The organism is Acidovorax soli, from assembly GCF_014207955.1.
In the GTDB taxonomy this organism is placed as follows: Bacteria; Pseudomonadota; Gammaproteobacteria; order Burkholderiales; family Burkholderiaceae_C; genus Acidovorax; species Acidovorax soli_A.
In genome coordinates this window covers 618,375-633,351 of record NZ_JACHLK010000002.1, presented here as the reverse complement: position 1 = coordinate 633,351, position 14,977 = coordinate 618,375, and the positions used below count along the sequence as shown (strand labels likewise).

Genomic DNA, 14,977 nt, shown 5'->3' with positions numbered 1-14,977 from the left:
GAAGACGGTGGCGCCGTGCGCGTCGCAACCTGGAACATCAACAACGTCAACAAGCGGATAGACCAGCTTGTCGATTGGCTGCGGCGCACCCAGCCCGATGTGGTGGCGCTGCAGGAGCTCAAGAGCCCGACCGCGGATTTCCCCACCGAAGCGCTGGAGGCCCTGGGCTACAAGGCGGTTGTGGTGGGCCAGCGCACCTGGAATGGCGTGGCCCTGCTGTGCCGAAAGCACGACCCGCTGCCGGTGGTCACGGCGCTGCCCGGAGACGCTGCCGACACCCAGGCGCGGTATGTGGAGGCTGCCATCAATGGCGTGCTCTTCGCCTGCCTGTACCTGCCCAACGGCAACCCCCGGCCGGGCCCCAAGTTCGACTACAAGCTGCGCTGGTTCGAGCGGCTAAGGCTGCGCACGCAGAAGCTGTGGGAGTCAGGCTACCCAGTGGTGCTGCTGGGCGACTGGAACGTGGTGCCCACGGACGCCGACATCTACAAGCCCGACACTTGGCGCGACGATGCGCTGCTGCAGCCTGAGGCGCGTGTGGCCTTCGCCTCCATCCTGGAGCAAGGCTGGACCGATGCCGTCGCCAAGGTGCACCGCAAGGCCGTGCCCTTCACCTTCTGGGACTACCGGCGCAAACGCTGGGAGCGCAATGCCGGCCTGCGCATCGACCACATTCTGGTAGGCCAGGCCTTCAAGGTCGAGGATGCGGGCGTGGACCGTGATGAGCGGGGCCGCGAAGGTGCGAGCGACCACGCGCCGGCATGGGCCGAGATTGCGCTGAAGAAGCGCGCGCCGGCCAAGCGCAAGCCTCCACCGCTCACTCCCGAGCCAGCAGCCAAGAAAGGGCGGGGTAAGGACGCCGCACCGACGCCGGCCGTTACCGGGCCTTTGGCAAAATACAACGCGAAGCGTGATTTCAGCAAGACGGCCGAGCCCGCGGGGACGCCATCGAAGCGCGCCTCCAAGAACTCGGCAGCCGGTGCACTGCAGTTCGTGGTGCAGAAGCACTGGGCGTCGAGGCTGCACTACGACTTCCGGCTGGAGCTCGATGGCGTGATGGTCAGCTGGGCGGTGCCCAAGGGCCCTTCGTACGATCCCAAGATGAAGTCCATGGCGATCCACGTCGAAGACCATCCCATCGACTACAACACCTTTGAAGGCGCGATCCCCAAGGGAGAGTACGGCGCCGGCACGGTCATCATTTGGGACCGCGGCACCTGGGAGCCTGTGGGCGACCCGCGCGAAGGTCTGGCCAAAGGCAAGGTGATGTTCCACCTGCACGGGCAAAAGCTGGCGGGCCTGTGGGAGCTGGTGCGCATCTCCAAGCCCGGGGAGAAGAAGCAGGACCAGTGGATGCTGTTCAAGAAGCGTGGCGACGCCTGGGCCAGGCCCATTGCGGAGTACAACGTGATCACCGCGCTGCCCGACAGCGTGGTCGAGAAGCCCCTGGGGCTGATCGAGGCGCGGGAGCCGCGCGCCGCACCCGCTCCCCGGCGCGGAACGGCCGATGCATCGGATGGGCTGCAGGCTGCCAGGAAGGCCAAACTCCCGGCAAAGCTGGAGCCTCAACTGGCCACACTGGTTTCTGCCGTGCCCGAGGGAGACTGGGTTATCGAGACCAAGTTCGACGGCTACCGGGTGCTGGGGCGCATCGATGAGGACGGGGTGCGCCTCTTCACGCGCAACGGCCACGACTGGACTGACAAGCTCCAACCCATCGCAGATGGCCTCGCACACCTGGGAATGACCCGCGCCTGGCTCGACGGCGAGATCGTCGTGCTCAACGATGCGGGCATCCCTGATTTCAACGCGCTGCAGAACGCCATCGACAACGCGCGCAGCGGCGGCATCGTGATGTTCGTCTTCGACGTCCCGTTCCTGGGTGACAGGGACCTGCGTGCCGTGCCGCTGGCATCACGGAGATCGGTTCTCAAGGAGCTGTTCGAAGAGCGCCAGAGCGACATCATCCGTTTCAGTCCCGCCTTCGATGTGGCGCCTGTCCAACTGCTGGGGGCGGCCTGCCAGATGGGGTTGGAGGGTGTGATGGCCAAGCGGGCCGACGCACCCTATGTGTCAGGCCGCACCGAAACCTGGGTCAAACTCAAATGCCAGCACCGCCAGGAGTTCGTGGTGTTGGGCTTCACGGACCGCAGCAACGCTGCCAAGGAAGTGGGGAGCCTGCTGTTGGGCTACTACGAGGACGGGAAGCTCCACCATGCGGGGTCTGTGGGCACTGGCTGGGATTCGGCCGGCGGGCGCGAACTGCACACCGGGCTGGCCAAGCTGGAAGTGGACAGCGCCCCAGTCAGCGAGGCCTAGGTCAAGCCGGGGCGCTGGTCCAAGCGGCGAGCGGGCAGCGAGCGGTGGGTCAAGCCGACCATGGTGGTCGAAGTGGCGTTTGGGGATTGGACGCCGGACAGACGCATCAGGCACGCTGTCTTCCGTGGCATCCGCACGGACAAGCCCGCCAGTGCCATCGTGCGCGAGCGGCCCAAGGCACACGTGGCCGCGCCGGCAACGAAGCGCGAGGTTCCCGCAACGACCCACCAGGTCAAGATATCCAATCCCGAGCGCGTCATAGACCCCTCCACTGGGATGCGCAAGATCGACCTGGTGCACTACTACGAGAGCATTGCCCAGTGGATGCTGCCGCACCTCAAGAACCGGCCCGTGTCCCTGGTGCGCGCGCCAACCGGCATCACTGGGCAGCTGTTCTTCCAGAAGCACCCCGAGAGCAAGATGCCCGCCATGAAGGAGCTGGACCCGGCCCTGTGGCCAGAGCATGCGGCGCTGCTGGCGGTGGATTCGGTCGAGGCCTTGGTGTCAGCGGCCCAGATGAATGTGGTCGAGTTCCACACCTGGAACTCGAAGATTGCGCGCATCAACCAGCCCGACCGCTTCGTGCTCGATCTGGACCCTGGTGAGGGCGTGACCTGGCCCATGCTGCAGGAGGCTGCCGAGCTCACGAGGGTGATGCTCTCCGAGCTGGGCCTGGAAAGCTGGCTCAAGACCAGCGGCGGCAAGGGCCTGCACGTGGTAGTTCCCATCACCCCGAAGCTGGGGTTCGACGAGGTCAAGGCGTTCTCGCAGGCCGTGGTCAAACACATGGCCCGGGTCATCCCGTCCAAGTTTGTCGCCGTCATGGGCAGCAAGAACCGGGTGGGCAAGATCTTCATCGACTACCTGCGCAATGGGCATGGTCAAACGACGGCATGCGCCTTCTCAGCGCGGTCGCGACCTGGGATGGGAGTGTCGATGCCGGTGGCCTGGGACCAGCTTCGCGAACTCAAGGGTGGGGCACAGTGGACCATTGCGACGGCGCGGGAGTACCTGAGTTTCCAGAAGGAAGATCCTTGGAGCGGTTACTGGAAGAAGAGGCAGGCCATCACACGCGCAATCAAATTGCTGGCTTGACGAAGCCAGTGCGACGGAGACATTCATCACGCATCCGACCTCGGCCTCTACAGTCCGCGCCGGCAGATGCCATGGCGGCGAAGTGCGCTACGAACTGCTGGGCGAGGTGTTCAACGTCACGCTGTGCCACTGCCTCCTGCGCCGACTGGCTACAGGGTGACGGCTTTTGCCTGATGCAGAGTGTCGAGGTGGCGAATTTCCGGTCAACGCTAGACCTGACGTGCTTCTACCATTCAAAGTCCCATCGCGCCAATACGTTTAAGTGCCTGCTGGAGTCGCCTGGGACAATTGGGTGCACCTCACCGCAATGAACGCCGACATGCGCGGATTCAAGGTCCGGGGTGCGGAGCGACTGTATGGCTTCCGAGGAGAATGTGTTGACGAGCGCAGCCTTGCACCTGGGATCCAGCACTCGGTCAGAAAACCAACTTCGCGCACCTGATCAACACTGTTCGCCCTCTGGCCCCGTGCGGATTGGGGCTGAAAGTGCCGCTCGGCCATAGCCGGTAATCTGGCGAACGATCGCAGGGCCTGCTTGGCCGACCTGGGGAAGCTCTGCAACGATCATGTCGGCCGCGGCAAGCACCCTCAGCTTGTCGATTTCTGCAGTCCCGCTCACCTCCAAAGGAAGCGGTTCACGTGAGATCTCCCGCAAGAACTCCAACGGCATGCCATCACCCTATTGGCAAATCTTTGCGCCGAATAGTAGCAAAAATGGCCCGAAATATGCCTGCAGACAAGCAATCGGGAGCCAGTTCCCATTGTGCGCTGCGGCATACTGGTTCACTGTTCAGGAGTTGCCGATGTGCTACAGCGCAATGGTCCGGTCCGACTACGCAAAGTTCGTCCGCGAATATGGGGCCAAGTTGAGCCTCAAGAACTTCTACGAGCTCTTCTACCGGCGCTTGGGCGACAGCAGCATCCTGATCCCCAAGAGCGTCGAAGCTGCCTTCGAAATGCCGCAGTCCGAAGCCGAGCGCGACATCAAGATGGCAATCGCGCAGTATGCTGCCGACCGAGAAAAGGAACTGTTGGCGGACCTGGAGACGCAGCGCGCCAGGCTGGCCAAGGCCACCGCGAAGCTGCAGGTCAAGTTCACCAAGACGGCGGCCGCCGACCAGCGCATCGCCACCAAGAAGATCCCCTGGTATGAAGAGAAGATCGCCAAGCTGCACCAGACCCGCTTGAGTGCCATCGACTCACGGATCTTCCCCGGCTCCTATGTACCGGTGATGGTGATGGAATACGGCGAGCGGGTGCTCAAGCTGATGCGATACCACTGCCGCCCGTCGCACGTGCCCGAGTCCTTCGACAAGGAGTTCCCAGGTTGCTACAACGCTCGCAAGGACTCGCTCAAGGGCTTCTGGAGGCACCAGTACGGCAAGACCCACGGCGTCATCGTCATCAGCCGCTTCTATGAGCACGTGCCCAGGCACCTGGCCGAAGGTCGGCAGTCGCTGCAACCTGGCGAGAAGCCCGGAACCGTGGTGGTGGAGTTTTGGCCCGAGCCTGAGCAGGACCTGGTGCTCGCTTGCGTCTGGGCCCGCTGGACAGCACCAGGAGTGCCTGACCTTCTCTCGTTTGCCATCATCACCGATGATCCGCCGCCCGAGGTTCGAGCGGTGGGTCATGACCGGTGCGTGGTGCCGATCCGCCCCAAAGACATCGACACGTGGTTGCAGCCTGAGCAATCCACGTACGAGCAGCTCGATGCAATTCTGGACCCATCAGCGCGGCCGTACTTCCGGCATGCACTACTGACAGGTGAGACGCCAGATGCTGAGGAGCAGGAAAGCTGATGCGCCACGCCTAGAGTGGTATCGACGTCCAAATGCCCCGCAATGCTTCTAGCTATAACCTGTAGACAATGACTAGGTTCATCTTAAGCGCGGTCCACACCCTGTCCACCGAATCGTTCACCTGTGCCACCACTTCACCGTCAATCGCCACGGAGTGTTGAAGGCAAAATTTGGACACGCCAGGCGACTCCGGAAGTATCTCCTGGTTCAGCAAAGCTCACCGTCATAGCAGCTCTGCTGCGACAAGCAGTGCAAAGTTAGTTCGTCTGCTGTTCCGAGTTAGTTCGCCTGCCCTCGAAGTGCGATAGTTCGCGCGCCCGTGAAGCGTCGGCGGTCTCCATGGAGTTTCGGCATATCCAACCTACCAAGAGTCTTCTGAGCACTACTCGCGTGGTGCGGTGGCGCTAGCAGTTTTAGGGCTTGCGATCAGCAAGCCAACCAGAGCTCGCTACAGGTGCAAGGTGCCGGAATGCGTCTCGTTGGGGCGTTGGCGAATGCCGCGCAGGGGCGAAGACATCAAGCAAGACTCGTTTGGCAATCGGTCGCACTCGCGCGTATGAGGCTTTAAAGGCTTCGTGGGAGGCCCCGATCGCGTGCCCATACAACGTCGCTTCGACGACATTACCCGGCCGCAGAGTCCTTGCACCGGATCTTTCTGAAGCTCAGGCGGACTACATGCCTGCTCGGAATGGGTGAGCGGGAACGAGATCGTCACCTCGAAACGTGCCAATTCCCGTCGATCCAATCACTTCCACCAATGGTGCAATCAAAGGTGCAAAAAACAAAAAAGCGCCCCGAAAGGCGCTTGTTTGCTTGCTTTATGGCGGAGAGGGCGGGATTCGAACCCGCGGTGGGGATTAGCCCACACACGCTTTCCAGGCGTGCGACTTAAACCGCTCATCCACCTCTCCGAAGCCCTCGATTATAGCCACAGGTTTTGGCTGTTTTGGAGAAAAGGGCCGATTCGATCAAAAAATCTGCATCTGGCGATGGCCAGTGCGCATCACACCGGCTTTTGCAGCTGCACCATCTTCATGGCCGAGCCGATCAGGGCCGAGACCTCGGTCATGTTGCTGGGTACGATCAGGGTGGTGTTGGCATCGGCGGCCACCTTGCCGTAGGCGTCCACGGCCTTCTCGGCCACCTTGAGCTGCACGGCCTGTTCGCCCCCGGGCTGGCGGATGGCGGCGGCCACGCGCTCGATGGCCTGGGCCGTGGCTTCGGCCACGGCGGTGATGGAGGCGGCCTCGCCCTGGGCGTTGTTGATCTGGGCCTGCTTCTCACCCTCGGAGCGAGCGATGAAGGCCTCGCGCTCGCCGGTGGCGATGTTGATCTGCTCCTGGCGGCGGCCCTCCGAGGCCGCGATCAGCGCGCGCTTTTCGCGCTCGGCGGTGATCTGGGCCTGCATGGAGCGCAGGATCTCGGCCGGCGGCGTCAGGTCCTTGATCTCGTAGCGCAGCACCTTCACGCCCCAGTTGAGGGCCGCCTCGTCAATGGCCTGCACCACCTGGGCGTTGATGATGTCGCGCTCCTCGAAGGTCTTGTCCAGTTCGAGCTTGCCGATCACCGAGCGCAGCGAGGTCTGCGCCAGCTGCGTCACGGCCATGATGTAGTTGGACGAACCGTAGCTGGCGCGCATGGGGTCGGTCACCTGGAAGTACAGGATGCCGTCCACCTGCAGCTGGGTGTTGTCGCGCGTGATGCAGACCTGGCTGGGCACGTCGAGCGGGATTTCCTTCAGGCTGTGCTTGTAGGCTACCTTGTCAACGAAGGGGATCAGGAAGTTGAGGCCGGGCGTGAGCGTGCCTGCGTACTTGCCCAGGCGCTCCTTGACCCAGGCGTTCTGCTGGGGGACGACCTTGACCGAGCGGATGACGAAGACCACGAAGATCACGAAGATCACGAGGGCGACGATGGTTTTGCTATCCATGAGAGAGCCTTTCTTGGTTCTGCGAATCTAAGGATGGGCCAGAAGGGTGGGCGAACAGCTTGCCAGGCCCTGGCCAAGCGCTGTCAGTCCCGCTCGCCCTGGTGTTCAGACGGGATCTACGAGCAGGCGGTTGCCCACCAGCTCCGAAACGCGGTGCATGCCCGTGGAAGGGGTGACGCCGGGGCGGTGGATGGCGGTCCAGGTGGCGCCACGGTATTTGACGACGCTGGTGCCGTCGGCGTTCCAGCTCTCGATCATCAAGGTTTCGCCCACGTCCAGGTTCACACTGCGGTCTGCCCGGGCCGATGGATCGCCCGGACGGCGACGCTTGCCCTGGTGCAACGCCAGAACGGCGCCGATACCGACCACGGCCGCCGCCACGATCTGCAGGGGAGCGCCCAAGCCCAGGTGGGCAGCAAGGGCACCTGCCACCAGGCCCACGGCCAGCATGAGCAGGTAGAAGGTGCCGGTGAGCAGCTCCGCGATCACCACACCGCCTGCCAACAGCCACCAGATGGTGGATTCCGCCATACCTACCTCCTCCTCACGTTGTTTGTCTATTTGTCTGTCTGTTGTTCAGATCGTAAACAACCTGTGTGTCGGTTGTTCTTAATGCACCACATTCTGGGTCAAAAGACCCCCAGTTCAAAGGTCTGACAAGCTTATTCCTTACACTTCGCGCCTATTTCGTTTTTTGGTTGGCCGGCAGGGCACGGTTTCACGGAGGCTGCGCATGAAGTTTCGTTTTCCCATCATCATCATCGACGAGGACTATCGTTCCGAAAACACCTCGGGCCTGGGCATCCGTGCCCTGGCGCAGGCCATCGAGGCCGAGGGCTTCGAGGTGGTGGGTGTCACCAGCTATGGTGATCTGTCGCAGTTCGCGCAGCAGCAAAGCCGCGCCAGCGCGTTCATTTTGTCCATCGACGACGAGGAGTTCACCCTCGGCGAAGGCCTGGACCCCGTGGTGCTGAGCCTGCGCAACTTCATCGGCGAAGTGCGGCGCAAGAACGCCGAGGTGCCGATCTACGTGCACGGCGAGACCAAGACCAGCCGCCACCTGCCCAACGACATCCTGCGCGAGCTGCACGGCTTCATCCACATGTTCGAGGACACGCCCGAGTTCGTGGCGCGCCACATCATCCGCGAGGCCAAGAGCTACCTGGAGAGCGTGCAGCCGCCATTCTTCAAGGCGCTGCTCGACTACGCCGAAGACGGCTCCTACAGCTGGCATTGCCCCGGCCACTCGGGCGGCGTGGCCTTCCTCAAGAGCCCGGTGGGCCAGATGTACCACCAGTTCTACGGCGAGAACATGCTGCGCGCCGACGTGTGCAACGCGGTCGAAGAACTCGGCCAGCTGCTGGACCACAACGGCGCCATCGGCGAGAGCGAGCGCAATGCCGCGCGCATCTTCAATGCCGACCACTGCTTCTTCGTGACCAACGGCACCAGCACCTCCAACAAGATGGTGTGGCACCACACCGTGGCCCCGGGCGACGTGGTGGTGGTGGACCGCAACTGCCACAAGTCCATTCTGCACAGCATCATCATGACCGGGGCCATCCCGGTGTTCATGAAGCCCACGCGCAACCACTTCGGCATCATCGGCCCCATCCCGCAAAGCGAGTTCGAGCCCGAGGCCATCCAGGCCAAGATCAAGGCCAACCCCTTGCTCAAGGGCGTGGACGCCAAGAAGGTCAAGCCGCGCGTGCTGACCCTCACGCAATCGACCTACGACGGCGTGCTCTACAACACCGAGACCATCAAGGGCATGCTCGATGGCTACGTGGACAACCTGCACTTCGATGAGGCCTGGCTGCCGCACGCCGCCTTCCACCCCTTCTATGGCACCTACCACGCCATGGGCAAGAAGCGCACGCGCCCCAAGCATTCGGTGACCTATGCCACGCAGTCCATCCACAAGCTGTTGGCCGGCATCAGCCAGGCCAGCCACGTGCTGGTGCAGGACTCGCAGACCGCCAAGCTGGACCGCCACCTCTTCAACGAGGCCTACCTGATGCACACCAGCACCAGCCCGCAGTACAGCATCATCGCCAGCTGCGACGTGGCCGCCGCGATGATGGAGCCGCCCGGCGGCACCGCGCTGGTGGAGGAAAGCATCCTGGAGGCGCTCGATTTCCGCCGCGCCATGCGCCAGATCGAGGACGATTTCGGCAAGAACGACTGGTGGTTTAAGGTCTGGGGCCCGGACAAGCTGGTGGACGAAGGCATTGGCCGCGCCGAGGACTGGATCATCCGCAGCGACGCCAAGGGCAAGAAGGCCGGCACCAAGTGGCATGGCTTCGGCCAGCTGGCCGACGGCTTCAACATGCTCGACCCGATCAAGTCGACCATTGTCACGCCCGGCCTGAACCTGGACGGCAAGTTCGACAAGAAGGGCATCCCCGCGTCCATCGTCACCAAGTACCTGGCCGAGCACGGCGTGGTGGTCGAGAAGACCGGCCTGTACAGCTTCTTCGTGATGTTCACCATCGGCATCACCAAGGGCCGCTGGAACACGCTGCTCACCGCGCTGCAGCAGTTCAAGGACGACTACGAGAAGAACCAGCCCATGTGGCGCATCCTTCCCGAGTTCTGCCAGCAGCACAAGCGCTACGAGCGCATGGGCCTGCAGGACCTGTGCCAGCACGTGCACGAGATGTACGCCAAGTACGACATCGCGCGCCTGACGACCGAGATGTATTTGTCGGACCTCACGCCGGCCATGAAGCCGTCGGACGCGTACGCGCACATCGCGCACCGCAAGACCGAGCGCGTGGAGGTCGACCAGCTCGAAGGCCGCATCACCGTGGGCCTGGTCACGCCGTACCCACCGGGCATTCCGCTCCTGATCCCCGGTGAAGTCTTCAACAAGAAGATCGTGGACTACCTCAAGTTCGCCCGCGAATTCGCCAAGCTGTGCCCGGGCTTCGAGACCGACATCCACGGCCTGGTGGAGGTGGAGGACGAGAACGGCAACGTGCGCTACTACGCGGACTGCGTGGCCGAGGAGGTGTCTGCCGCCAAGCCTGCTGGCAAGAAGAATGCAAAGCCGCTGGCGACGGACAAGAACCTGGTGCAGGTAGGCTCGGACGGACCTTTCGGCCGCACGATCTGATCCACCCGCGATCCTGGGCGGGCAAGGCCCGCCGGGTCCGGCATCACCCATTGCATCGCCCCCTGGCCGTTCGCGCCTCGGGGCGATTGTTTTTTTGTTACCAGTCTGTTGCGCGAGGCCGCATCCGACCCTGAAGCCTCCCCGTATTGATGGACAGCTGCGTGGTGTTCACGTGGCCACCCACAGTCCATCCATCGACTTCAGGAGATTTCCATGACCCTCCGTTTCCATGCCCGCCTTGCCTCCCTCGGCCTGGCCGCAGCCCTGGCTGCTGCCGCCGCCGTTCCTTCCATGGCTGCCGACGTGATGGTGGGCGGCGCCCCCATGCTGGCCAGCAAGGACATCATCGACAACGCCGTGAACTCCAAGGACCATACCACACTCGTGGCTGCGGTCAAGGCCGCAGGCCTGGTCGATACCCTGAAGGGCCCGGGCCCCTTCACCGTGTTTGCACCGACCAACGCCGCGTTTGCTGCGCTGCCCGCCGGCACCGTGGACAACCTCCTCAAGCCCGAGAACAAGGCCACGCTGACCACGGTGCTGACCTACCACGTGGTGGCGGGCAAGTGGGATGCGGCGGCTCTGTCCAAGATGATTGCCGATGGCAAGGGCATGGCCAGCATCAAGACAGTGGCGGGGGGCACGCTCACGGCCAAGGCCAGTGGCAAGGCCATCATGCTGACCGATGAAAAAGGCGGTACGGCGAATGTGACGATTGCGGATGTGTACCAGTCCAATGGGGTGATTCACGTGGTGGACAAGGTGCTGTTGCCGAAGTGATTTCTGATTGCTTGTCCGGGGTGTCGCTTCGCTTTGATCCGGTGTGCCTTGGTTGAAGGCGGAGGCCGGGCGCACATCCCGGCTCCCGCACTCAATCAAGGCAAACAGCAACCACGAAGCGCAGTCACGCCATCAACGGCGGAATCCGATAGTGGTACCCATACACCTCGGCAAACCCCAACCCCGCATACAAACGCCGAGCCACCTCATTGACCGTGCGCACCTGCAGGTAGGCCGACACCGCCCCCACATCCCGCCCCCACTGCAGCAGCGCACAGACAAGCTCTCGCCCATGCCCCTGTCCGCGAAAAGCAGGATCGACGACGACGTCATAAAGCCCGATGGCCCCGCGCTCCAGCACCGCCAGGCCAAAGCCGATGGTCTGGCCCGTGCCATCGCGCAGGCTGGCAAACGCACAGGGCAGGGCAATGGCATGCACCATGCCGTGGTGGATGGCGTGGTACGGCGCGCGCACCCCATTGGCGGCGGCAAAGCCATCGAGCCAGCTGGCCGAAGGCGTCGCGTCGATCTGCACGCCGGCATGGGCCTGCGCTGCCTCCAGCCCGGCGCTGGCCATCACCTGCGAGGGATCGAAATGGGTGTAGCCGGCTTCGGCCAGCTCCCGGTCGGCATCGGGGTGGGCCAGGGGCGAGATGCGGAACACGGCCGGCAGGCCATGCCGCGCATACAGCGCCTCGGCGGCGGCGCGCACGCCGCTGAAGGAGGCGCCGGCCTCGATGGCATTGGCCGAATTGGCGCGCTTGGTGAAGCCACCCGACAGGCGGAACACCCAGCCGGAATGGAGCACGCTCTGGCGCGCAGGCCAGGCATTGAAGGCGCGTTCTTCGAGGGCGCGGATAAGCGCTTCGGGGGTGGTCGGGGGCGTCAGTGCAAGAGGTGCGGCAACAGAAGGCATTCCTGTTTATACCAACCGCATGCGGCAGCGCTATGAACCCAGCCGGATGCCCGCAATGCCTGTAAACACCAGCGCGGCCGCCACGATGCGCCCGGGCCCTACACGCTCCTTGAGCACCCAGGCCGAGACCAGCGCCACCAGCAGTACGCTGGTCTCGCGCAGGGCCGACACCTGGCCCATGGGGGCGCGCGCCAGGGCCCACACGGCGGTCCAATAGGCGCCCATCTGCATGGCACCCGCGGCCGCGCACAGCTGCAGCGCCCGGCGGTCAACGGCAAAGGCGCGCGGCCCCTTCCACCACAGCACGATGAGCGCTGTGGCAATGCCGTCGCCCAGCGTGACAAGCACCGCGAAGCCGATGGCGGCGCCGGACTGCCGGGCGCCGAGTGCGTCCACCACCGTGTAGGCAGCAATCAATGCGCCGCTCAGCAGTGCATAGGCCACGGCCTTGCGGTGGTGCCCGTGCGGGCCGGCCTTCTTGAGCAGCGCGAGCGAAAGTACCCCGGCGCACAGGCACAGCACGCCCAGCAGTCCGCCGGCACCAGGCCATTCGCCAGCGAGCAGCGCGCCGCCCGCCACTACCATCACGGGCGCCGAGCCGCGCGCGATGGGGTAGACCTGCCCCAGGTCGCCATGGTTGTAGGCCAGCGGCAGCGCGAAGTGGTAGGCCGTGTGGATGGCGATGGACAGCGCCAGCAACCCCCAGGCTGAGGCAGCGCCGGGCAGTTCCACCCAGGGCAGGGCCAGCAGCGACAGCGCGCTGCCAACCAGGGTGGTGAGGGCCATGGCGGTGGTGCGGTCGCCGCCGATCTTGATGGCGCTGTTCCAGCCCGCATTGAGCACGGCGGACAGCAGCACGATGAAAAAAACGTCGTTGGTAAGCATCCGGGGATGGTCTTGCGGGCTAAGACATCTGTAAAGTTGAATTCAATGACCGCTGAATTCAGGATTTCTGATGCGTAACCTCAACCTCGACCAGGTGCAGACCCTGGTCGCCATTGCCGACCTGGGCACCCTGGCTGCCGCAGCGCAGGCGCTGCACCTGGCGCCGCCCACGGTGAGCCTGCACATCAGCGAGCTCGAATCGCGCCTCAACGCCCAGCTGGTAGTGCGCGGGCGCCGGCAGGCCAGCCTGACGCCTGCGGGCGAGGCCTTGGTGGCAGGCGGCCGCCGGCTGCTGGCTGGGGCGGATGAAGTGGTGGAGCAGGTGCGCCGCCGCGCCCGCGGCCTCGAAGGCCTGGTGCGCCTGGGCACCACGGCGGGCGTCAGCCCGCACCTGCTGCCCCGGCTAGTGGACATGCTGGCGCGCCAGAGCCCGGAGGTGGACGTACGGCTCGACGTGCTGGGCTCCGCCGAGGCCATGGCACGCCTCGCCGCGGGCACGCTGGACCTGGCCATCGTGGCCCTGCCGCAGGCCGCTACGGGCCAGGTACAGGTGCAACACTGGCGCAGCGACCCCATGGTGGCGCTGCTGCCCCCGGGCTGGAAGGCGCCCCGGCGCATCACGGCCGAATGGCTGGCCGAGCACCCCTGGATGTCCTTCGGCCCCGCCACGCAGATGCACCGCCTCATCATGGCCTGGTTTGCCCAGGCGGGGCTGCACGGGCGCCCGCGCATGGAGCTCAACCACCCGCTGGCGCTGCGCAGCCTGGTGGCGGCAGGGCAGGGCGCGGCCCTGCTGCCGCTGGAGCAGCCCGAGGTACGCCGCGACGACCCCGACAACGCCGGCCTGCAGGTGCGCCCGTTGCACCCGCCGCTGCTGCGCGAGCTGGGCCTGGCCTACCGCATGGACCAGGCGCACGGCGCCGCCACGCGCGCGGTGCTGGATGCGCTGCAGGCCTTGTCAGCCCGTTGATGTCAGAGGTGCTTGTAGAAAAATGTGGTGCCGCAGAAGGCCCCATCGGGCATCAGCGCATAGCGCGGCACCGTGCCCACGCGCTGCCAGCCCGCGCGCTCGTACAGGCGCTCGGCGGCGCCGCCGGTCACGGTGTCCAGCACCAGCACGCTCTTGCCTTCGCTGCGTGCCGCATCGTCCAGGGCGGCCATCAGGCGCTGGGCCACGCCCTGGCGGCGCGCCTTGCGGTGCACCAGCATCTTGGCCACATCGGCGCGGTGGGGCTGGTTGTCGGGCATGGCGGTGATGAGCTGCACGGTGCCCACGATGCCCTCTGCCGCATCTTCGGCCACCAGCAGCACGCGCTCGTTTCGCGCCACGCCTTCGGCCACGCCACGCCAGAAAGCCAGGGCCTTGTCGTGGGGCAAGGGCGCCATGAAGCTCACCGAGGCACCGCCGTGCACGCAGTCGATCAGCACCTCGGCAAGGGCCTCGGCGCTGGCGGCGGCTTCGTTGGCGCCCAGGCGGCGCACGGTGATGGTGGTGGTGTCGGTGGTGATGGCATTCATGGCGTTCTCCGGGTGGGTTGGAAGGGCAGGGTGGCCAACGCCACCAGGTAGCGTGCGTCCTGGCGGGTGGGGTTGTGGAACACGATGGGTTGCGACAGGCGCATGGCCAGGCAGTCGCCGGCCTGCAGCTGCCAGGTGCTTGCGCCCACCGTGAGCTCCATGGCGCCCTCGATCAACCAGACCTGCTGGTGGATGTCGGCGTCGTGCACGGCCGAATCCAGTGCCACGCGCTGGCCTGCGGGGAAGACCACCTCCACCAGCTGCAGCGGCGAGGGGGCGGGCGGCGACAGCCGGCGCCGCACATAGCCCGAGGCCGGGTCCTGCCACAGGGGCTGGTCGCCCGCGCGGATGAAGGGCGAGGGCGGCTCGGTGGCCGGGGTGCCGTCATCGAAGAACGAGGCCAGCGCCACGCCCAGGCCGATGGCCAGCTTGTCGAGTACCGCCGCCGTGGGGCTGCTCTGGCCGCGCTCGATCAGTGAGATATTGGAGCGGCTCACGCCGCTGCGTTCGGCCAGTGCCTCCAGGGAGTAGCCGCGCGCGTCGCGCAGTTCGCGCAAACGCTGGGCAATGCGGGTGTGGATGTCCATGAATCCAGTTTACTGGATATTTAATCCAGT

10 protein-coding genes, 1 tRNA gene and 1 pseudogene are annotated in these 14,977 nt (G+C 64.8%); 5 read left to right on the top strand and 7 right to left on the bottom strand.

The window, feature by feature from the left end; all coding sequences use genetic code 11:
• Positions 1–15: 15 nt before the first annotated feature.
• Both ligD and HNP48_RS07375 read left to right on the top strand, forming a co-directional pair.
• Positions 16–3,414 (top strand): annotated as a pseudogene (ligD, locus tag HNP48_RS07380) (DNA ligase D).
• A 593-nt stretch (positions 3,415–4,007) separates the two neighbouring features.
• Positions 4,008–5,213 (top strand): SOS response-associated peptidase, encoded by a 1,206-nt coding sequence (locus HNP48_RS07375; RefSeq protein ID WP_260420128.1) that lies wholly within the window; start codon positions 4,008–4,010, stop codon positions 5,211–5,213.
• 821 nt (positions 5,214–6,034) lie between these two features.
• Here HNP48_RS07375 and HNP48_RS07370 read toward each other — a convergent pair.
• The 3 genes from HNP48_RS07370 to HNP48_RS07360 all read right to left on the bottom strand — a co-directional run bounded on the left by HNP48_RS07370 (position 6,035) and on the right by HNP48_RS07360 (position 7,674).
• Positions 6,035–6,124 (bottom strand) — tRNA-Ser (locus tag HNP48_RS07370).
• A gap of 92 nt (positions 6,125–6,216) precedes the next feature.
• Positions 6,217–7,143 carry an SPFH domain-containing protein gene (locus HNP48_RS07365; protein ID WP_184856235.1) on the bottom strand — a complete coding sequence of 309 codons (927 nt, stop codon included), beginning with the start codon at positions 7,141–7,143 and terminating at the stop codon, positions 6,217–6,219.
• Positions 7,144–7,248: 105 nt separating this feature from the next.
• Positions 7,249–7,674 (bottom strand): NfeD family protein, encoded by a 426-nt coding sequence (locus tag HNP48_RS07360; protein ID WP_184856234.1) that lies wholly within the window; start codon positions 7,672–7,674, stop codon positions 7,249–7,251.
• Positions 7,675–7,876: 202 nt separating this feature from the next.
• Between HNP48_RS07360 and HNP48_RS07355 the strand changes: the two genes are divergently transcribed.
• Both HNP48_RS07355 and HNP48_RS07350 read left to right on the top strand, forming a co-directional pair.
• Entirely contained in the window at positions 7,877–10,261 is a 2,385-nt protein-coding gene (locus tag HNP48_RS07355; protein WP_184856233.1) for an arginine/lysine/ornithine decarboxylase, read from the top strand.
• A gap of 213 nt (positions 10,262–10,474) precedes the next feature.
• On the top strand, positions 10,475–11,041 hold the full coding sequence (locus tag HNP48_RS07350) for a fasciclin domain-containing protein (RefSeq protein ID WP_184856232.1): 567 nt from the start codon (positions 10,475–10,477) through the stop codon (positions 11,039–11,041).
• 124 nt (positions 11,042–11,165) lie between these two features.
• On the opposite strand, the gene HNP48_RS07345 is transcribed toward HNP48_RS07350, so the two are convergent.
• Positions 11,166–11,957 carry an N-acetyltransferase gene (locus HNP48_RS07345; protein ID WP_184856231.1) on the bottom strand — a complete coding sequence of 264 codons (792 nt, stop codon included), beginning with the start codon at positions 11,955–11,957 and terminating at the stop codon, positions 11,166–11,168.
• A gap of 30 nt (positions 11,958–11,987) precedes the next feature.
• Positions 11,988–12,842, bottom strand: a complete 855-nt coding sequence (locus HNP48_RS07340) for a DMT family transporter (protein WP_184856230.1) — start codon at positions 12,840–12,842, stop codon at positions 11,988–11,990.
• A 70-nt stretch (positions 12,843–12,912) separates the two neighbouring features.
• On the opposite strand from HNP48_RS07340, the gene HNP48_RS07335 reads away from it, so the two are divergent.
• Entirely contained in the window at positions 12,913–13,812 is a 900-nt protein-coding gene (locus HNP48_RS07335; protein WP_184856229.1) for a LysR family transcriptional regulator, read from the top strand.
• 2 nt (positions 13,813–13,814) lie between these two features.
• On the opposite strand, the gene HNP48_RS07330 is transcribed toward HNP48_RS07335, so the two are convergent.
• Together HNP48_RS07330 and HNP48_RS07325 are read right to left on the bottom strand one after the other, a co-directional pair.
• Positions 13,815–14,360, bottom strand: coding sequence for a GNAT family N-acetyltransferase (locus HNP48_RS07330; protein ID WP_184856228.1), 546 nt, complete (start codon positions 14,358–14,360; stop codon positions 13,815–13,817).
• Positions 14,357–14,947, bottom strand: a complete 591-nt coding sequence (locus HNP48_RS07325; protein ID WP_184856227.1) for a helix-turn-helix domain-containing protein — start codon at positions 14,945–14,947, stop codon at positions 14,357–14,359. Before HNP48_RS07325 ends, HNP48_RS07330 begins: the two co-directional genes overlap by 4 nt.
• Between the last annotated feature and the right edge of the window lie 30 nt (positions 14,948–14,977).

What these genes read in the sequence shown, in the direction of transcription:
- HNP48_RS07365 (WP_184856235.1), bottom strand. Translation starts at nt 7,143, where the DNA reads ATGGATAGCAAAACCATCGTCGCCCTCGTGATCTTCGTGATCTTCGTG.
- HNP48_RS07360 (WP_184856234.1), bottom strand. Translation starts at nt 7,674, where the DNA reads ATGGCGGAATCCACCATCTGGTGGCTGTTGGCAGGCGGTGTGGTGATC.
- HNP48_RS07355 (WP_184856233.1), top strand. Translation starts at nt 7,877, where the DNA reads ATGAAGTTTCGTTTTCCCATCATCATCATCGACGAGGACTATCGTTCC.
- HNP48_RS07350 (WP_184856232.1), top strand. Translation starts at nt 10,475, where the DNA reads ATGACCCTCCGTTTCCATGCCCGCCTTGCCTCCCTCGGCCTGGCCGCA.
- HNP48_RS07345 (WP_184856231.1), bottom strand. Translation starts at nt 11,957, where the DNA reads ATGCCTTCTGTTGCCGCACCTCTTGCACTGACGCCCCCGACCACCCCC.
- HNP48_RS07340 (WP_184856230.1), bottom strand. Translation starts at nt 12,842, where the DNA reads ATGCTTACCAACGACGTTTTTTTCATCGTGCTGCTGTCCGCCGTGCTC.
- HNP48_RS07335 (WP_184856229.1), top strand. Translation starts at nt 12,913, where the DNA reads ATGCGTAACCTCAACCTCGACCAGGTGCAGACCCTGGTCGCCATTGCC.
- HNP48_RS07330 (WP_184856228.1), bottom strand. Translation starts at nt 14,360, where the DNA reads ATGAATGCCATCACCACCGACACCACCACCATCACCGTGCGCCGCCTG.
- HNP48_RS07325 (WP_184856227.1), bottom strand. Translation starts at nt 14,947, where the DNA reads ATGGACATCCACACCCGCATTGCCCAGCGTTTGCGCGAACTGCGCGAC.